Raw genomic sequence first — 15,250 nt, forward strand, 5'->3', positions numbered from 1 at the left:
GCAATATGGAAATTAAACGAGTTAATCAAGAATTTTATGTTGCTGCTCAAATCACCGCTGATGATGTCGTAAAAATTGCAGATCAGGGGGTAAAAACTCTGATATGTAACCGTCCAGATGGAGAAGGTGCAGACCAACCCAATGTGATTGAAATTGAAGAAGCAGCTCAGCGACATGGCCTAAAGGTAATTTATCAACCTGTTAGCAGTGGCAAAATTACCGATCAACAAGTTGCCGAGTTTAAACAGCTTTATCAGAATGCCCAAAAACCTGTTTTAGCGTATTGCCGTTCTGGTATGCGTGCAATCAGTTTATGGGCTTTGGCCGAAGTTGCTCCAAAAGATGCAGCACTGTTAGTTGAATCTGGTAATAAACTTGGTTTTAACTTAAAAGGCCTAGTTCCACGTATTTTAAAAAGAGATCATGAACCAAGCTCAGTTCCTTGCTATAGCGTTGTAATTGTAGGAGCTGGAGCAGCTGGAATTTCTGTAGCATCGAGTTTACTGTCTCGTGAACCTCATTTGGATATTGTCATTATTGATCCGGCAGATACCCATTATTATCAACCGGGTTGGACCATGGTGGGAGGCGGCATTTTTAAACCGCAAGTTACTGCACGCTCCATGGCAAGTGTGATTCCTTCAAAAGTGAAATGGATGAAAGCTGCGGTTGCTGGATTCGACCCTGAGCATAATCAGGTTATTTTGGAAGGATGTCAGCCCATTCAATATAAAGCTTTAGTCGTCTGTCCCGGTTTAAAACTGAATTGGCATGGAATTGAAGGTTTAGTCGAAACCTTAGGTAAAAATGGGGTAACGTCTAACTATCGTTATGATTTAGCACCGTATACATGGGAACTGGTGCAACAGCTAAACGGTGGAAAGGCAATCTTTACTCAGCCGCCTATGCCGATTAAATGTGCTGGTGCTCCTCAAAAAGCAATGTACCTTTCAGCCGATTACTGGTTAAAGCAAGGCAAACTCAAAGATATCTCTATACATTTTTATAACACCGGCGGTGTTTTATTTGGCGTGAAAGAATATGTGCCTGCACTCATGCAATACGTCGAAAAATATGGCGCTGAACTTCATTTTAATCATCAACTGGTCAAAGTAGATGGGCCTGCAAAAAAAGCATGGTTTAAGTTAGTAAACGATGAAAATGCAGCATTAGTCGAGACCGATTTCGATATGTTGCATGTTGTTCCACCCCAACAAGCCCCAGATTTTATTCGTGCTAGCACACTCACTGATGACGCAGGCTGGGTAAGTGTGAATCCTCAAACCTTACAACACATACAGCATGCCAATATTTTCGCTTTAGGTGATGTGATGAATGCGCCTAATGCCAAAACGGCTGCTGCTGCACGCGCACAAGCTCCGATCGTCGCTGTGAATGTGATAACGCAGCTCAAGGGTGAACAAAACTTCTGTGAATACAATGGGTATGGCTCATGTCCACTCACAGTAGAGCGTGGAAAAATCGTTCTAGCCGAGTTTGGTTACGGCGGTAAATTGCTTCCTAGTTTTCCAAAATGGGTGATTGATGGACAAAAGCCATCTCGTTTGGCTTGGTTACTTAAAGAACAGATTTTGCCACCGATTTACTGGCAAGGCATGCTCAAAGGCCGTGAGTGGATGGTCAAACCTGAGCGAGGATAAGTAAAGCAACGCTTTACCCGAGCGCAAGGCGAAAGCTGTGCTTGAGCGAAAGAGGATAAGTAAAGCAACGCTTTACCCGAGCGCAAGGCGAAAGCTGTGCTTGAGCGAAAGAGGATAAGTAAAGCAACGCTTTATCCTGAGAAGCGGTTGAAGCTTCGTAAGAAGACGAAAGCTGTGCTTGAGCGGAAGAGGATAAGTAAAGCAACGCTTTGTCCTGAGAAGCGGTTGAAGCTTCGCAAGAAAGCTATGTTCGAGTTAAGAGGATAAACAAAGGAAAGCTTTGCCCTGAGAAGCGGCTAAAGCTTCGCAAGAAAGCGAAAGCTATGTTCGAGTTAAGAGGATAAACAAAGCAGCGCCTTACCCTGTGAAGCTTCGCAAGAAGATGAGAATTTGCTTACTCATCAAATGGCAGCTCACAGCAAATGAAATATATGCAATTTTAGGCTTTTGATATGTTACTACTTGTCGTTGAAGGCATTGTGATTGGCTTTTTACTTGGTCTTACTGGTGCGGGTGGCGGTATTCTCGCTGTACCCGCACTCATGACAAGTCAAGGCTGGACAGTGGCTCAAGCAGCGCCTATTGGTTTGCTGGCTGTCGCGCTATCTACCCTGATTGGGACCATTGAAGGCTTATTTAAAAAGATTGTGCGCTATCGCGCTGCAATCTGGATAGCAATTATTGGTACTCCAATGGCCCATATTGGAATCTTAATATCCAATACGATTTCACCTGTTTGGCTCATGTTAATGTTTAGCTTGGTTATGTTTACAGTGGGTTATCGACTCATCAGTAACCGAGTTTCAGATTTCCATAACCCGCCGTGTCAGGTCAACCCAAGTACAGGGCGATTTATCTGGAATTTTAAAACTAGAGGTGTACTTGCCGGCATTGGAATTATTGCGGGGCTTTTAACTGGTATGCTAGGTGTTGGTGGTGGCTTTGTAATTGTACCAGCGCTTAGAAAAGTCACAAATTTGGATATGCATAGCATTGTTGCAACTTCACTTATGATTATTTTTCTCATTAGTGGCATAAGTATTGTAATGCATATTGCAGAGGGTTTTCATTATCCAGTCGCCATTACCAGTACATTTGCTCTCGCATGTGTAGCAGGCATGCTATTAGGTCGCCGAGCCATTCGCTTTATTCCACCTGCGATTGTACAAAAAGTCTTTGCTTTAATGGTTTTTGCTGTCGCAATTTATATGGTTATTAAGATTGTTAATCTAACAAATATCTGAGCGATATAGTATTTTAACTTATCTATATAAATACAAAGTTTCCAGAGATGATGCATTGAAATTGTCTATGGAAACTTTTTGATTTAAATCATATAAATTTTTGAGAAAGCGATATGAAGCGAGTTAACGTGGCAATTTGTGGTTTTGGACGGATTGGGCAACAAATTGCAGAGCTTCTTTTAAGTCGATCGGCCTACTATAAACAAAAATATCAAGTTGATGCCCGTTTAGTCGGTGTGTGTAATTCATCTTCAGGTTTAATTGACCAAGATGGTTTACAAGCTTCAAAGTGGCTAGATAAAGCACAATATCAAGCAGGTCTCACTGAACAAAAGTTTTTAGAACAGGTTCAGGCGGATGTCATTATTGAGGCAGGGCCAAGTGACTATGTGACAGGTGGAAAGGGCCTATTTTATTTAAATTATGCTTTAACACATAGCATGAATGCGATAGCAGTATCTAAAGGTGCGTTAGTCGTAGAAGGCAAAAAATTAATTAACTTGGCGCATCAGCACAATAAAAAACTATTTTTTAGCGGTGCGACTGCTGCTGCCTTACCAACTGTTGATTTGTTTGAATATAACTTAGCTGGCTGTCAGATTTTAGAAATAGAAGGTGTTTTTACTGGCACTACAAATTTCATTTTAAACGATATGTTGCAACATGAATGTGCGTTTGCAGAATCTCTTGAAAAAGCTCAAGCAAAAGGTATTGCGGAACCTGACAGTTCTTTCGATATAGATGGATGGGATACCGCTGCTAAAATTACCATACTAGCCAATACTGTTTTGGGAGCTGATGTAAAAATTAAAGATATTCCAAAACAAGGAATCAGTCATGTAACTGCCGATCATATTCGTGATTGGAAAAATGAAAATGTAATTCCTCGTCTGGTCGGTTTTATTCATATTAAAAATCAGCAAATTCAAACGGGTGTTGAGTTAAGACTAGTTGCAGCAAATCATCCTTTTGCTCATCTGCAAGGTTCTAATAAATGCATACGAGTGTTAACGCAAGAGATGGGTGAGTTTGTGGTCAGTGGAGGGGCTTCTGCGCCTTTAGCCACAGCAGCCGCAGCTTTAAAAGATTTTGAGCTGATGTTAAAAACGGGTTACTAAAATTAATTATGATTTATAAAAAAAGCAGGCTATTAAGCCTGCTTCTCACAACTTTTTTGGTTGTTAAATAACTTTTTTCCAATTTCTAACTTACTAAACATCAAGTAATTGCCAAGTAAAATTAATAAAATTCCAAATGCAGCATTTAAGGTCCACTCATATCCTTCAAAGAAAGTAGAAACTGTTAGAGCAACTAAAGGGAAGAGCAACGTGCTATAAGCTGCTTTGGCTGCGCCAATTCGCCCAACCAGAGAAAAATAAGCAGAAAACCCAATAACCGTACCAAATACAGCCAAGTAAAGTACCGAACTTAAAAATGGGAAATTCATCGGCGGCATTAAATCTTGTCCTGTAAATAAAGCTAGGCTTAACATTACCAATACCCCATAGCTCATGGCATAACAGTTTGTTGAAAAGATATTTAGACCACGTTTTTGGTGTCTAACACTAATCATATTTCCTAAAGAAAAACCGTAAGTGCCTATTGCACATAGCCCAATACCCATTAATAACTGTGCATTAAACTGGCTATTAATCAGGTCATGCCAAAACAGTAAAACAATACCTATGAGTCCTAAAATTGCAGCTGGCGCAAAGTTTGGAGAAGGTTTCTGTTTAAAAAAGATAAGCGCATTAATGGCATTAAAGAAAACGGCCATTGAAAAAATGACAGACTCTAAACCGCTATTTACATATTTAACGGCGGTATAAAAACAAATAAAGTTTAGGCCGAAAACACAGAGTCCTTGTAGCATACAAAACAAGTGATCTTTTAAAGCAATTCGCTGTAATTTTCCTGAAAATAGTAAAACAACCCAAAGTAATAAGGCTGAAATAGCAAAACGCCATAAAATTGCGACGATGGGTGTTGCATAATGGCTCTGAACGGCAATTCCAATCCATGTTGTTCCCCAAATCAACACCACCGCAACATAGAGTAAAATATTCATAACTTCATCCTCGATTACCAAACTTAAGTATCTAGGATTGCTTCATTTTTCACGTATATATTCTTGTGTTGTACATGCAAGATCTTGCGTTTTTTATAGATCTAAACTAGCTGAATTTTGCTGAATATGTTTAACTTAAGCTCAATGATATTCGTTTTAATTTTGCATGGCCTATCAAACTTTAGAACAGCTACAGCAATCTAAAGCCAAGCTCCACGAAACTGTGGTGCTTGATGAGAATATGCAACTTGCATTTTGGTCTAATCAGCAAGATCGTGTAAGTGTCTGTAGCGATCACCACACTTTAAGTCTCTATATTCAAGATGGCTATGAAAGCTATCAAAAAACCCCTGTAGGCTGGAAAAATGGTGGCGGGCCGGGTCGTTTTTGTTTGTTGCCTGAACATCAGGAGTCGACTTGGGATATACGTGGTGGGCTTAAATTTGTCCATTTGTATTATACCGACCAACATTTGCGTGATGTCGCCGAAAAAATATGGGACAAAGAACCCAATCAAATTGAACTAAACGAAGTTGTTTTTAACGATGACGAAAAGATTCGAGCGTTATATCAGTTTTTCCTATTAGATTGTGACTGGAGCGATTCAGCAAACCACTTACAAATGAGTACTACAGCCAGTTTATTGTTGAATCATTTAATTCGAAGATACAGTAGTGTTCAATGGCAACAGCCTGCCATTAAAGGAGGCCTTGCTCCTCATAAACTTAAATATATTCAGGAATGGATTGAAGGGCATTTAGACCAAGCACTCACTTTGTCAGACTTGGCAAATGTTGTGAATTTAAGCGAATACCATTTTGCTCAAATGTTTAAGCAATCCATGAATATGGCGCCTCATCAATATGTCATGCAAAGACGCTTAACTAAGGCAAAAGGGTTAATTCAGTCATCTCAGCTTTCTTTACAAGATATTGCTTTGGTATGTGGTTTTAGTTCAGCAAGCCATTTAAGCCATCGCTTTAAACAATTTTATGGCATGAGTCCTTCGCAGTTACGTTAAAGGACTCATGGCTCATTTTTATAAAAGATAAATACTTAAACCAATTAGTGCTGATGCAAAAATGACATAGAGTACATTAATGTTAAAGCGGAATAAGGCAATAAATGCAGCCACAGTAATGATCGCCGAGATAACATCAAAGTGACCGGAAAAACCGTGCGGCCATAGCACGTGATAACTAAAAAATAATGCTAGATTTAAAATGACACCGACCACAGCCGCGGTAATTGCAGTGAGTGGTGCGGTAAACTTAATTTCATTGTGGGTAGATTCAATAAAAGGACCACCAGCAAAAATAAATACAAATGAAAAAAGAAAGGTAAACCAAGTCACAATGACAGCACCGAGTGCTCCAGCAAAAAATAGATGTTCAGGCCCAAGTAATGAATGATTGACGCCTCCTAAAAAACCAACAAAGGCAACGACCATAATCAGTGGACCGGGGGTAGTTTCCCCAAGTGCCAATCCATCAATCATTTGCGTAGGTGAAAGCCAGCCAAAATGATTCACAGCCCCTTGATAGACGTAAGGTAAAACTGCGTAAGCGCCCCCAAACGTAAGCAGCGCAGCTTTAGTGAAAAACCACGCCATTTGCGTATAAGAATGATGCCATCCAAAATATGCGCCTAAAGCTAAAATTGGCAATAACCATAACGCAATGGCCACAAAAATAAGTTTAGCTAATCGTGACCAATGGAATTTAGCATGCTCTGGTGTCGGGGTATCATCATCAATAAATGCTGGACCATAATCTTTCTGACTAGTTTTATGTCCAGCTGCTGAGGAAAGTAGCTCAGGGTACTTTTTACTAACTAAATAACCTGCAATACCAGCAGATAGCACAATAAGCGGGAAAGGAAGTTTTAAGACAAAGATGGCAAAAAACGCAGCTATTGCGACGAACCATAAAAATCTATTTTTAAGTGAACGACTGCCTATACGGTAAGTTGCATGGAAAACAATTGCGGTGACGGCAGGCTTGATCCCGTAAAAAATACCTGCGATAACGGGAACATCTCCAAATTTTATATAAACCCAAGACAACCCAATTAAAATAAATAAAGACGGTAGGACAAATAGAATGCCTGCGACTAATCCTCCCGCAGTTCTGTGCATAAGCCAACCAATGTAGGTTGCTAATTGCTGCGCTTCAGGGCCGGGTAACAGCATGCAGTAGTTAAGTGCATGGAGAAATCTTTTTTCAGATATCCAGCGCTTTTGTTCAACGAGTTCCTGATGCATCACAGCGATTTGTCCAGCTGGCCCGCCAAAGCTAATAAAGCCAAGCTTGAGCCAAAATAAAAAGGCTTGCCAGAAGGTGACTTGAATAATACTTTCAGGTAAAGGGGATTTTTCGTTTTCCATTTTTATCCCATCAAAAAATTAATTTATATTGATCAGCAGCATCAAACTCAAAATTGCTAATGAATTAAGCAGGTGCGTTGTACTATGTAGTTATAAGATACAGAACAAAAATGAATTTCTTATTATTTTAAAAAGATATTCTTCTAAAAAAAGCTCTAGAAGAATATCTAACTTTTAGTTTTTAGTGATCATGTTCTAAATAATCTGGATTTTTCGGAAGCGCAAGGCTACATAAGAAACAGATAATCAGCATGACAATGACGTAAATAAAGAAAGTATTTTCAATTCCAGCAGCTTTGAACTGTAAGGCAACTGAAGGTGCAGAACCACCAAACAGCGCATTACCTACTGCATACGAAAAACCTACGCCTAAAGCTCGTACATGAGGTGGGAACATTTCAGCTTTTACCAAACCACTAATAGAGGTATAGAAACTGAGTAACATCATCATAAAGATGAGTAGCAGGGCAATAATAATCGGAGAGTCAATATTGGCTCGCATCCCGACCACCATGACTGGATAGATAAATATGGCGGACAATAAGCTGAATGCCAACATTGAAGAGCGGCGCCCAATACGATCGGATATTGCACCAAATACAGGTTGAGCACACATATAGACAAATAGCGCGAAGGTCATGATATAACCAACAGTTTTTCCATCCATCCCTAAATTAGTCAAATAAGTTTTTGAGTAAACAGTTTCTACATAAAATGTTAAGGAACCGGCAGAAGTGTATCCGACCACCAATAAAAAGGTTTTCCAATGCTTTTTAAAGAGTTCTCTTAAACTACCAGACTCTTTACGTTCGCTGTCTTGATGAGAAAGCGTTTCTTCTAAACGACTACGGGCAAGTAAAGATAAAATTGCCGCGATACCACCAATCACAAATGGAATACGCCAACCGCCGTCATGTAATTGTTGCTCACTTAAAAATGCCAACAAAATAACGCCAAGTAAGCTTGCGAGTAACTGACCACCAGAGAGGGTGACATATTGGAAAGACGAGTAAAAACCACGCTGACCTTTTAAGCCTAGTTCACTCATATAAGTTGCAACTGCACCATACTCGCCACCCACAGATAAGCCTTGAAGTAATCGCACTACAAGTAAAAGAAAGGGTGCAAATAAACCAACTTGGTCATAAGTTGGCAAAGCTGCAAACAAAAATGAGCTTAGGGCCATCAGACAGATTGAGATAATCATCGACTTTTTTCGACCATGTCGGTCTGCGATGCGTCCAAATACCCAACTACCAATCGGACGCATAAAGAAACTTGCAGCAAACACACCCCAAACATAAATAGACTTAGTCGTACTATCCATATCTGGTGCAGTTAGGGCTTGAGTAAAGTAGGCAGCAAATACTGCATAGATATAAAAGTCGAACCATTCAACTAAATTACCAGAGGCTGCGCCTACAATCCCACGTATCCGGCTACGTTTTTCTTCCTGAGTATATGTCATATTTATTCCATCGTTTTGTAGACAAAAACTAGGAATTTTTTAGGTATGCTATACAGAAAATAGAATGAAACAATAAAAATCACTCGACCTTGAGCACTTCCTTAAAATTCCTAACCCTTCATTTTTTCTAATTTTAAAATTCGATTCTAGTAAAATTACGTCCTTTTGTTCGATTTAAAGATAAATTAACCAATGATCGAACATTTCCTTTCATTCAATTTGATAATGAATTGCATTTAAAATCATTGAGCTAATTTTAAAAATATATCTATTGTTAAATTTCTCCTGACTCCTCTAGTTTTGAGCTTAGTTTCATTTTTGCTATCTTGTAATACTTAAAAAGTTATAACCTCAATTTCCAAGAAAATAAAAGAAATTTATATATTGATAAGTAAGTACATAAAAGTTGCATCAAATTCACTTAATCGAAAAAATACAGAATGTGTTGTTTCTCAATATGGGTGCCTGTATTCTTGCGTGGCTGAAAAATAGGGCACATAACCGTTTTTTAGCTTTATAAATTATGCTCGCTATGGCAGGTAACTATTCAATGGAAAGACGCGCGTTAAATCTTCACTTCATGACATGCTCTAAAACAGCATTGGCTTCATCTATTGCACTTATAAGCTCTGTAGTTTATGCAAATGAAGCGGAGGTTTCGCAGCTCCCAACCATTACTGTGAATGCCACACAAAATAGTGATGCGCTATACACCTCAAAGAAAGTTAATCTATCTGGTTTTCAAACTGGCGATGTAAAGAAAGTTCCTGCCTCCATTACAACCATTACTTCTGAGCGTCTAGCAGATCAGCACGCAAAAACACTCACCGATGTTATTAAAAATGATTCATCGCTAGGCGATGGCTACGCTGCTATTGGCTATTATCCAAACTTTGTCGCTCGTGGTTTCGCACTCGATTTAGGTTCAAGTTATCTCATTAATGGTCATAGTATACGTGGCGAGCAAAATGTAGCTTTAGAAAATAAAGAACAAGTTGAGATTTTAAAAGGCATTTCTGCGATTCAAAGTGGAATGTCGACACCCGGTGGTGTGGTTAACTACGTGACCAAAAGACCTGCCGATATTAAAACTATTACGGTCGATGCAAATTCAGAAGGCGGCTATACACTGGCAACGGATGTAGGCGGCTTTGTTAATGACAATTTTGGTTATCGCGTTAATTTAGCGCATGAAAGTATCCACCCAAACGTTGATCACGCAAATGGTAAACGTGAGTTTGGTTCAGTTGCTTTAGACTGGAAAATTAATGATCGCTCTAAATTACTGTTTGATATTGAAGCTCAGCGTCAAAGCGAACGCTCAGTACCAGGCTATCAACTGCTTGATGGGCAGGAAGTACCAACAAATGTAGATCAAGACCGTTTATTGGGTTATCAGTCTTGGAGTAAGCCTGTTGTAAATAACAGTGTAAATGCGAGTTTAAAATATCAATACGCTTTTAATGATCAATGGAATGGTAGCTTAAGTGCGTCTCAAAGCCGTGTTGTGATTGATGATTATATTGTGTTTCCTTATGGAAGTTATTATTCATCGGGTAATCCACTTGCAGTATTTGACAAAGATGGAAATTATGACCTTTATGACTATCGTAGCCCAGATGACACACGTATAACTAATCAGTTTGCTGCTGGGTTAAATGGTCAGTTCAATACTGGCAATTTTCAGCACCAAATAGCGTTTGAATTGCAAAATACACGTAAAAACTTAAAGCGTTATGATCCGAGCAATCAACTTATTGAGAATGAAATTGGCAATATTTATGTTGATAAACCAGACTTTCCAATGCCAACTGAAAAATTAGGTAATCGCTTTAAAGCTTTAGAAAGTGATCAGACTGCATTTACTGTATCTGACCGAGTTCAATTTAATGATCAGTGGTCAACTCTACTTGGTGGAAAACTTATTCACCTTGATGAGCAAGCTTATGATCCAAATGGTCAGCAAAGCCGAGATACCGATTTAAATAAATTTTTACCGCAATTAGCACTCATGTATAGCCCAACTCTTACGACTAATCTTTATGCTTCATATGCCAAAGGTTTATCGGATGGTGGTGAAGCACCTTGGTTTGCTAATAATGCTTTAGAAGTTCTATCACCTAAAAATTCTGAACAATATGAAATTGGTGTTAAACAACAAATACGCAACTTCTTGGTAACAGCAGCTATTTTTGATTTAAAACAAGATAATCAATATAGCAAAGTAAATGCAGATGGAACTTTCGATTTTGTTGAACAAGGTGAGCAACACAATCAAGGTATTGAATTAGGTTTAACGGGCGCTTTAACCGATACACTCGATGTAAGTTCAGGTGTTACCTATACCAAATCTCGTCTTGTTGATATTGATACTGACAGCTACAAAGGCCATCAGACTCAAAATGTGCCGAAAATCCGCGCAACTGCGCAACTATCTTATAAAGTTCCGTCAGTCGAAGGTTTAAGATTACTGACTGGTATGCAATACAGCAGCAGTAAATATGCAAATAAAGATGCAACGGCAAAAGTAAGTGGGTACAGTGTCTTTAATATTGGTGCTGCCTATAAAACAAATTTTGCTGGGCATGAAACAACTTTTAGACTCAATATTGATAACTTATTTAATAAGAAGTATTGGCGTGATGTAGGGGCATTTATGGGTGATGACTATTTATTCTTAGGTAATCCACGTACAGCCCAGTTCTCTACAACGTTTAGTTTTTAAAAATTATGGAAAAATAAAAAGGAGCTTTAAAAGCTCCTTTTTATTTTTCAGGAATTAAGCCGACATTTTTGGTTTAACCATATTATTAATCGACAAGATATCATCAAGCACTTGAGTTGATAATAAACCTTCTTTTTGAACTAAAGCCAATACACTTTGTCCAGTTTCGTTTGCAGTTTTAGCAATACGAGTTGTAGTTTCATAACCTAGGTATGGGTTGAGTGCAGTCACAATACCAATTGAGTTTTCAACTAAAGCTTTACAGTGTTCAGGATTCGCTGTAATCGTATCAATACACTTGCTTTGGAACATTGCCATTGCTCTACCAAGTAAGTCCATAGACTCAAATAGTTTGAATGCAATAAGCGGTTCCATTGCATTTAACTGTAGTTGGCCTGCTTCAGCAGCTAAAGTTACAGCCAAATCGTTTGCAATAATTTGGAAGCAAGCAAGGTTCATCGCTTCAGGAATAACAGGGTTTACTTTACCCGGCATAATTGAACTACCAGGTTGACGCGCTTCTAAGTTAATTTCATTAATGCCAGTACGTGGGCCACTTGAAAGTAAACGCAAGTCATTAGCAATTTTTGAAAGTTTTGTAGCAGTACGTTTTAATAAACCAGATAAAAGAACAAAATCACCCATGTCTGAAGTTGCTTCAATTAAATCTGGAGCTGACTTAATTTTCTTATCAGAGATTTTTGCAAGTGCCTGAATAGCCAGTTCACGGTAATTATATTCAGTCGTAATTCCCGTACCAATTGCTGTACCACCAAGGTTCATATAAGCTAAAACATTTGGAATAAGCGTATTAATTTGCTCAAGATCTTTCTGCAAGGTAACTGCAAATGCACCAAACTCTTGACCTAAAGTCATAGGTACAGCGTCTTGTAATTGAGTACGGCCCATTTTTAAAATGTGCGCAAACTCTTGAGATTTGTTAAGAAAACTTAAAATTAAATTGTTAAATGGAAGATTTAACTCATCTAAGCTTAATAACAGACCTAAACGGATTGCAGTAGGGTATACGTCATTTGTTGACTGCGACATATTAATGTCGTTATTTGGATGCAAGTATTGATATTGCCCTTTAGAATGGCCCATATATTCCAAAGCAACATTTGCTAATACTTCATTTGCATTCATATTAGTTGAAGTACCAGCACCGCCTTGCATCATGTCGATTGGGAACTGGTCATGGAAATTACCACGAATAAGCTGATTACAGCTGTATTCAATTGCTTCGAATTTAGTTTGATCTAGGTTTTTAAGATTATAGTTTGCTTCAGCACAAGCTAGTTTAACCATAGCTAATGCTTTAATTAAATTAGGAAAATTTCCAACTTTGCTATTTGTTAAGTTGAAATTTTCTAAAGCACGTAATGTTTGAACTCCGTAATAATGGTCATTGTTGATTTCTCGATGACCAATAAGATCCTTCTCAATACGGGTAGTAATATCAGCGTTCATCATTAAACTTCGATTCATTAAAGATGATTCATCTTAGAATTCGAAATGCTTCACTTCTAATGCATTTATTAAAGCAATTATGCATTTTTTGCATAATTAGAATTGAGCTTTACTAAAATGGATATGGAATAGTAGTGAATATCTAGAAAACATAATTTTAATAAAATTAAATACATTCAATAATTTATGTCTTTTTTTGATGAAGAATAAGTCACTAAAGATTAAATAAATTAAAAATTCTCCAGCAAGCTAAACAATGATTTCTATTCACAAAGACTATTAAATTATTTGAAATTTCATGTGAATATTAATTTTAAAGAATAAATAATGAGCTTTGTTTAATAAATTTTAATAAAATTGTGATGCATTTCACATAAAAATACATATAATACAGAAAATTTTGATTTATTAAGTTTATGTTAAAAGTAACTGCTGGATTATTAATATTGGGAAGTTTCGCTTGCTATCTTCTTTGGGGCACTGAAGAAAAAGCTGAAACCAAAAGTTCACACATGCTTAAAGAGGCTGAGCAATCAATAAAAAATGCTGAGCTATCCATTCAAAAAGCAAAGCAAAATATTCCAACTGCATCGTATCGATGAGTTATAGCTTGAGATTGTTGTCTATTAAATAATCTCTTGATTCAAAATTATTGAGATGTAAGCGCTGTAAGAGACAAATGCATGAGAATGAAGTTTATTGCATATGACCCTAATTCTGGTGAAAAATTAAGCTTAAAAGAGCATGTTCATCACATGGATAAATATACAACTTATGTTTTTTTTAGCGATGAAAAAGACAACATGGTATTTAATCCACAAAAAAAACAAATATTTGAAATTAGTCAATATACTGCAAATATGATGGTTGAAATTTCAAGAAAATTATACTACTTAATTGGAGAGTATTAGTTTGCTTTGAATATCGCCTTTTTCCATAAAGTCATTATTGTGAATGATGACTTTATAAGTTCAAAATAAGCAAACGATACTTTAGTATAATAGTCGGAATTGAATTTTCACCTTATACTCATTATAAATATTGTATGAAATACAATTAATTATTATCACTACATAGAACTTGAAAATAAGTTGTAGTAATTATTCATTAAATTTATTTTTACTTTATAAGCTATTGTAAGAGTAAATAAAACATTCTTATTTCTTGGTGAAATGAAAATGGAAAAAGTTGTTTAATCAGATTTTATGATTGCTTTTAAAGTTGAATAGTGTATTAATTTAATAGCATCAAAATTTAGTCAATAACTTAACAATGGGTTATTGAAACAGTTCATAGTCCGCATTCTTCCCCAAGGTGCGGACTTTTTTTATCCAATTTTTACTTGATTCCTGAAGCTATATTTTTTATAAAAAATGATTAAATAAAAGCCAATAGTTATTTCTAAAACTTATTTGGTTGAACTGAATAATTTATTTTTCTGATGTTCTTTTATTCATTGATTTCAAAAAATTTTTTTATTAGATCGTACTTATGTTCATCTCTTAACGTGTTAAAACAAAACCTATTATTCTCTTATCTTGTTTTCTATGTCAGAATTATTAAATACTTCATTTTCATAGTTTGGCATTGTCCAATCTTTTCTCGCATTTTTGCAGGTACTCCCTATGTTTTACCATTTTTATTCATCTCTACATTTATTCATACGACTTCCCAAAAATATCAATTAATAAAATTATAAATCTAAAAGGGAATAGATAAGATGAATTTAGAAGTTCGCTGGGTAGAGGATCTCCTCACTCTAGAGCGTGAACGCTCAATTTCAAAAGCAGCAGAGAAAAGGTTCATTAGCCAATCTGCCTTTACTCGAAGAATTCAGCAAATTGAAGAAATGATTGGTGCTGAAGTTATTATTAGAAACAATAAGAACAATATCGAATTTACAGACATTGGACGAATTTTGTTGGTAATGTCTAAAAACATTGAAAAGCAGGTCGAGGAGACCGCAAAACTCATTAAAAATATTAAAAATGAAACTGAATCTACCATTCGTTTTTGTGTTGTTCACTCACTAGCTTCTGGTTTTTTAACAACATTTTTAAAGAAATTTCCTACTCTTATTCGTGATTTAAAAATTGAAATTTGATCCTAGACAGTATCGTGGACAACAAATCCCTCTAAATTCTTAAAATATTTCTTCTCAAAGGCTTCAGGGCTTAACCAGCCATTTGCAGAATGTCTTCTGACCCGATTGTAATAAATCTCAATAT

General features: G+C 37.0%; 11 protein-coding genes and 2 pseudogenes. 8 read left to right on the forward strand and 5 right to left on the reverse strand.

Annotated features, from left to right (window positions below; all coding sequences use genetic code 11):
• The first annotated feature begins 5 nt into the window (after positions 1-5).
• From MSG95_RS03060 to MSG95_RS03070, 3 genes are all read left to right on the forward strand, one after another.
• Positions 6-1,661, forward strand: coding sequence for a bifunctional protein tyrosine phosphatase family protein/NAD(P)/FAD-dependent oxidoreductase (locus MSG95_RS03060; RefSeq protein WP_081410237.1), 1,656 nt, complete (start codon positions 6-8; stop codon positions 1,659-1,661).
• Positions 1,662-2,113: 452 nt separating this feature from the next.
• Positions 2,114-2,905, forward strand: a complete 792-nt coding sequence (locus MSG95_RS03065) for a sulfite exporter TauE/SafE family protein (protein ID WP_077165378.1) — start codon at positions 2,114-2,116, stop codon at positions 2,903-2,905.
• A gap of 113 nt (positions 2,906-3,018) precedes the next feature.
• Positions 3,019-4,023: a homoserine dehydrogenase gene (locus MSG95_RS03070; RefSeq protein WP_077165379.1), complete on the forward strand. Its 1,005-nt coding sequence runs from the start codon at positions 3,019-3,021 to the stop codon at positions 4,021-4,023.
• A gap of 32 nt (positions 4,024-4,055) precedes the next feature.
• On the opposite strand, the gene MSG95_RS03075 is transcribed toward MSG95_RS03070, so the two are convergent.
• Positions 4,056-4,973, reverse strand: coding sequence for a DMT family transporter (locus MSG95_RS03075; protein ID WP_077165380.1), 918 nt, complete (start codon positions 4,971-4,973; stop codon positions 4,056-4,058).
• 166 nt (positions 4,974-5,139) lie between these two features.
• Here MSG95_RS03075 and MSG95_RS03080 point away from each other — a divergent pair, with 166 nt between their 5' ends.
• Entirely contained in the window at positions 5,140-5,994 is an 855-nt protein-coding gene (locus MSG95_RS03080) for a helix-turn-helix domain-containing protein (RefSeq protein WP_324644948.1), read from the forward strand.
• 18 nt (positions 5,995-6,012) lie between these two features.
• On the opposite strand, the gene chrA is transcribed toward MSG95_RS03080, so the two are convergent.
• Together chrA and MSG95_RS03090 are read right to left on the reverse strand one after the other, a co-directional pair.
• Positions 6,013-7,359 (reverse strand): chromate efflux transporter, encoded by a 1,347-nt coding sequence (chrA, locus tag MSG95_RS03085; protein WP_039251255.1) that lies wholly within the window; start codon positions 7,357-7,359, stop codon positions 6,013-6,015.
• A gap of 181 nt (positions 7,360-7,540) precedes the next feature.
• On the reverse strand, positions 7,541-8,827 hold the full coding sequence (locus tag MSG95_RS03090; protein WP_004701769.1) for an MFS transporter: 1,287 nt from the start codon (positions 8,825-8,827) through the stop codon (positions 7,541-7,543).
• Between the two features lie 523 nt (positions 8,828-9,350).
• Between MSG95_RS03090 and MSG95_RS03095 the strand changes: the two genes are divergently transcribed.
• The gene (locus tag MSG95_RS03095) at positions 9,351-11,552 is read left to right on the forward strand and encodes a TonB-dependent siderophore receptor (protein WP_151819518.1); all 2,202 of its coding nucleotides are present in this window, start codon (positions 9,351-9,353) and stop codon (positions 11,550-11,552) included.
• 54 nt (positions 11,553-11,606) lie between these two features.
• Here MSG95_RS03095 and MSG95_RS03100 read toward each other — a convergent pair whose 3' ends face one another.
• Positions 11,607-13,025, reverse strand: a complete 1,419-nt coding sequence (locus MSG95_RS03100; RefSeq protein ID WP_019459095.1) for an aspartate ammonia-lyase — start codon at positions 13,023-13,025, stop codon at positions 11,607-11,609.
• 413 nt (positions 13,026-13,438) lie between these two features.
• Here MSG95_RS03100 and MSG95_RS03105 point away from each other — a divergent pair, with 413 nt between their 5' ends.
• The 3 genes and pseudogenes from MSG95_RS03105 to MSG95_RS03115 form a co-directional block, all read left to right on the forward strand.
• Positions 13,439-13,624: a hypothetical protein gene (locus tag MSG95_RS03105; RefSeq protein WP_004701766.1), complete on the forward strand. Its 186-nt coding sequence runs from the start codon at positions 13,439-13,441 to the stop codon at positions 13,622-13,624.
• Positions 13,625-13,711: 87 nt separating this feature from the next.
• Entirely contained in the window at positions 13,712-13,933 is a 222-nt protein-coding gene (locus MSG95_RS03110; protein WP_077164232.1) for a hypothetical protein, read from the forward strand.
• A gap of 809 nt (positions 13,934-14,742) precedes the next feature.
• Positions 14,743-15,123: pseudogene (locus MSG95_RS03115) on the forward strand (LysR family transcriptional regulator); the annotation flags it as partial.
• 5 nt (positions 15,124-15,128) lie between these two features.
• On the opposite strand, the pseudogene MSG95_RS03120 reads toward MSG95_RS03115, so the two are convergent.
• Positions 15,129-15,250 (reverse strand): annotated as a pseudogene (locus MSG95_RS03120) (IS3 family transposase); the annotation flags it as partial.

It is taken from the genome of Acinetobacter sp. IK23 (genome assembly GCF_035615275.1).
Lineage (GTDB): Bacteria > Pseudomonadota > Gammaproteobacteria > Pseudomonadales > Moraxellaceae > Acinetobacter > Acinetobacter seifertii.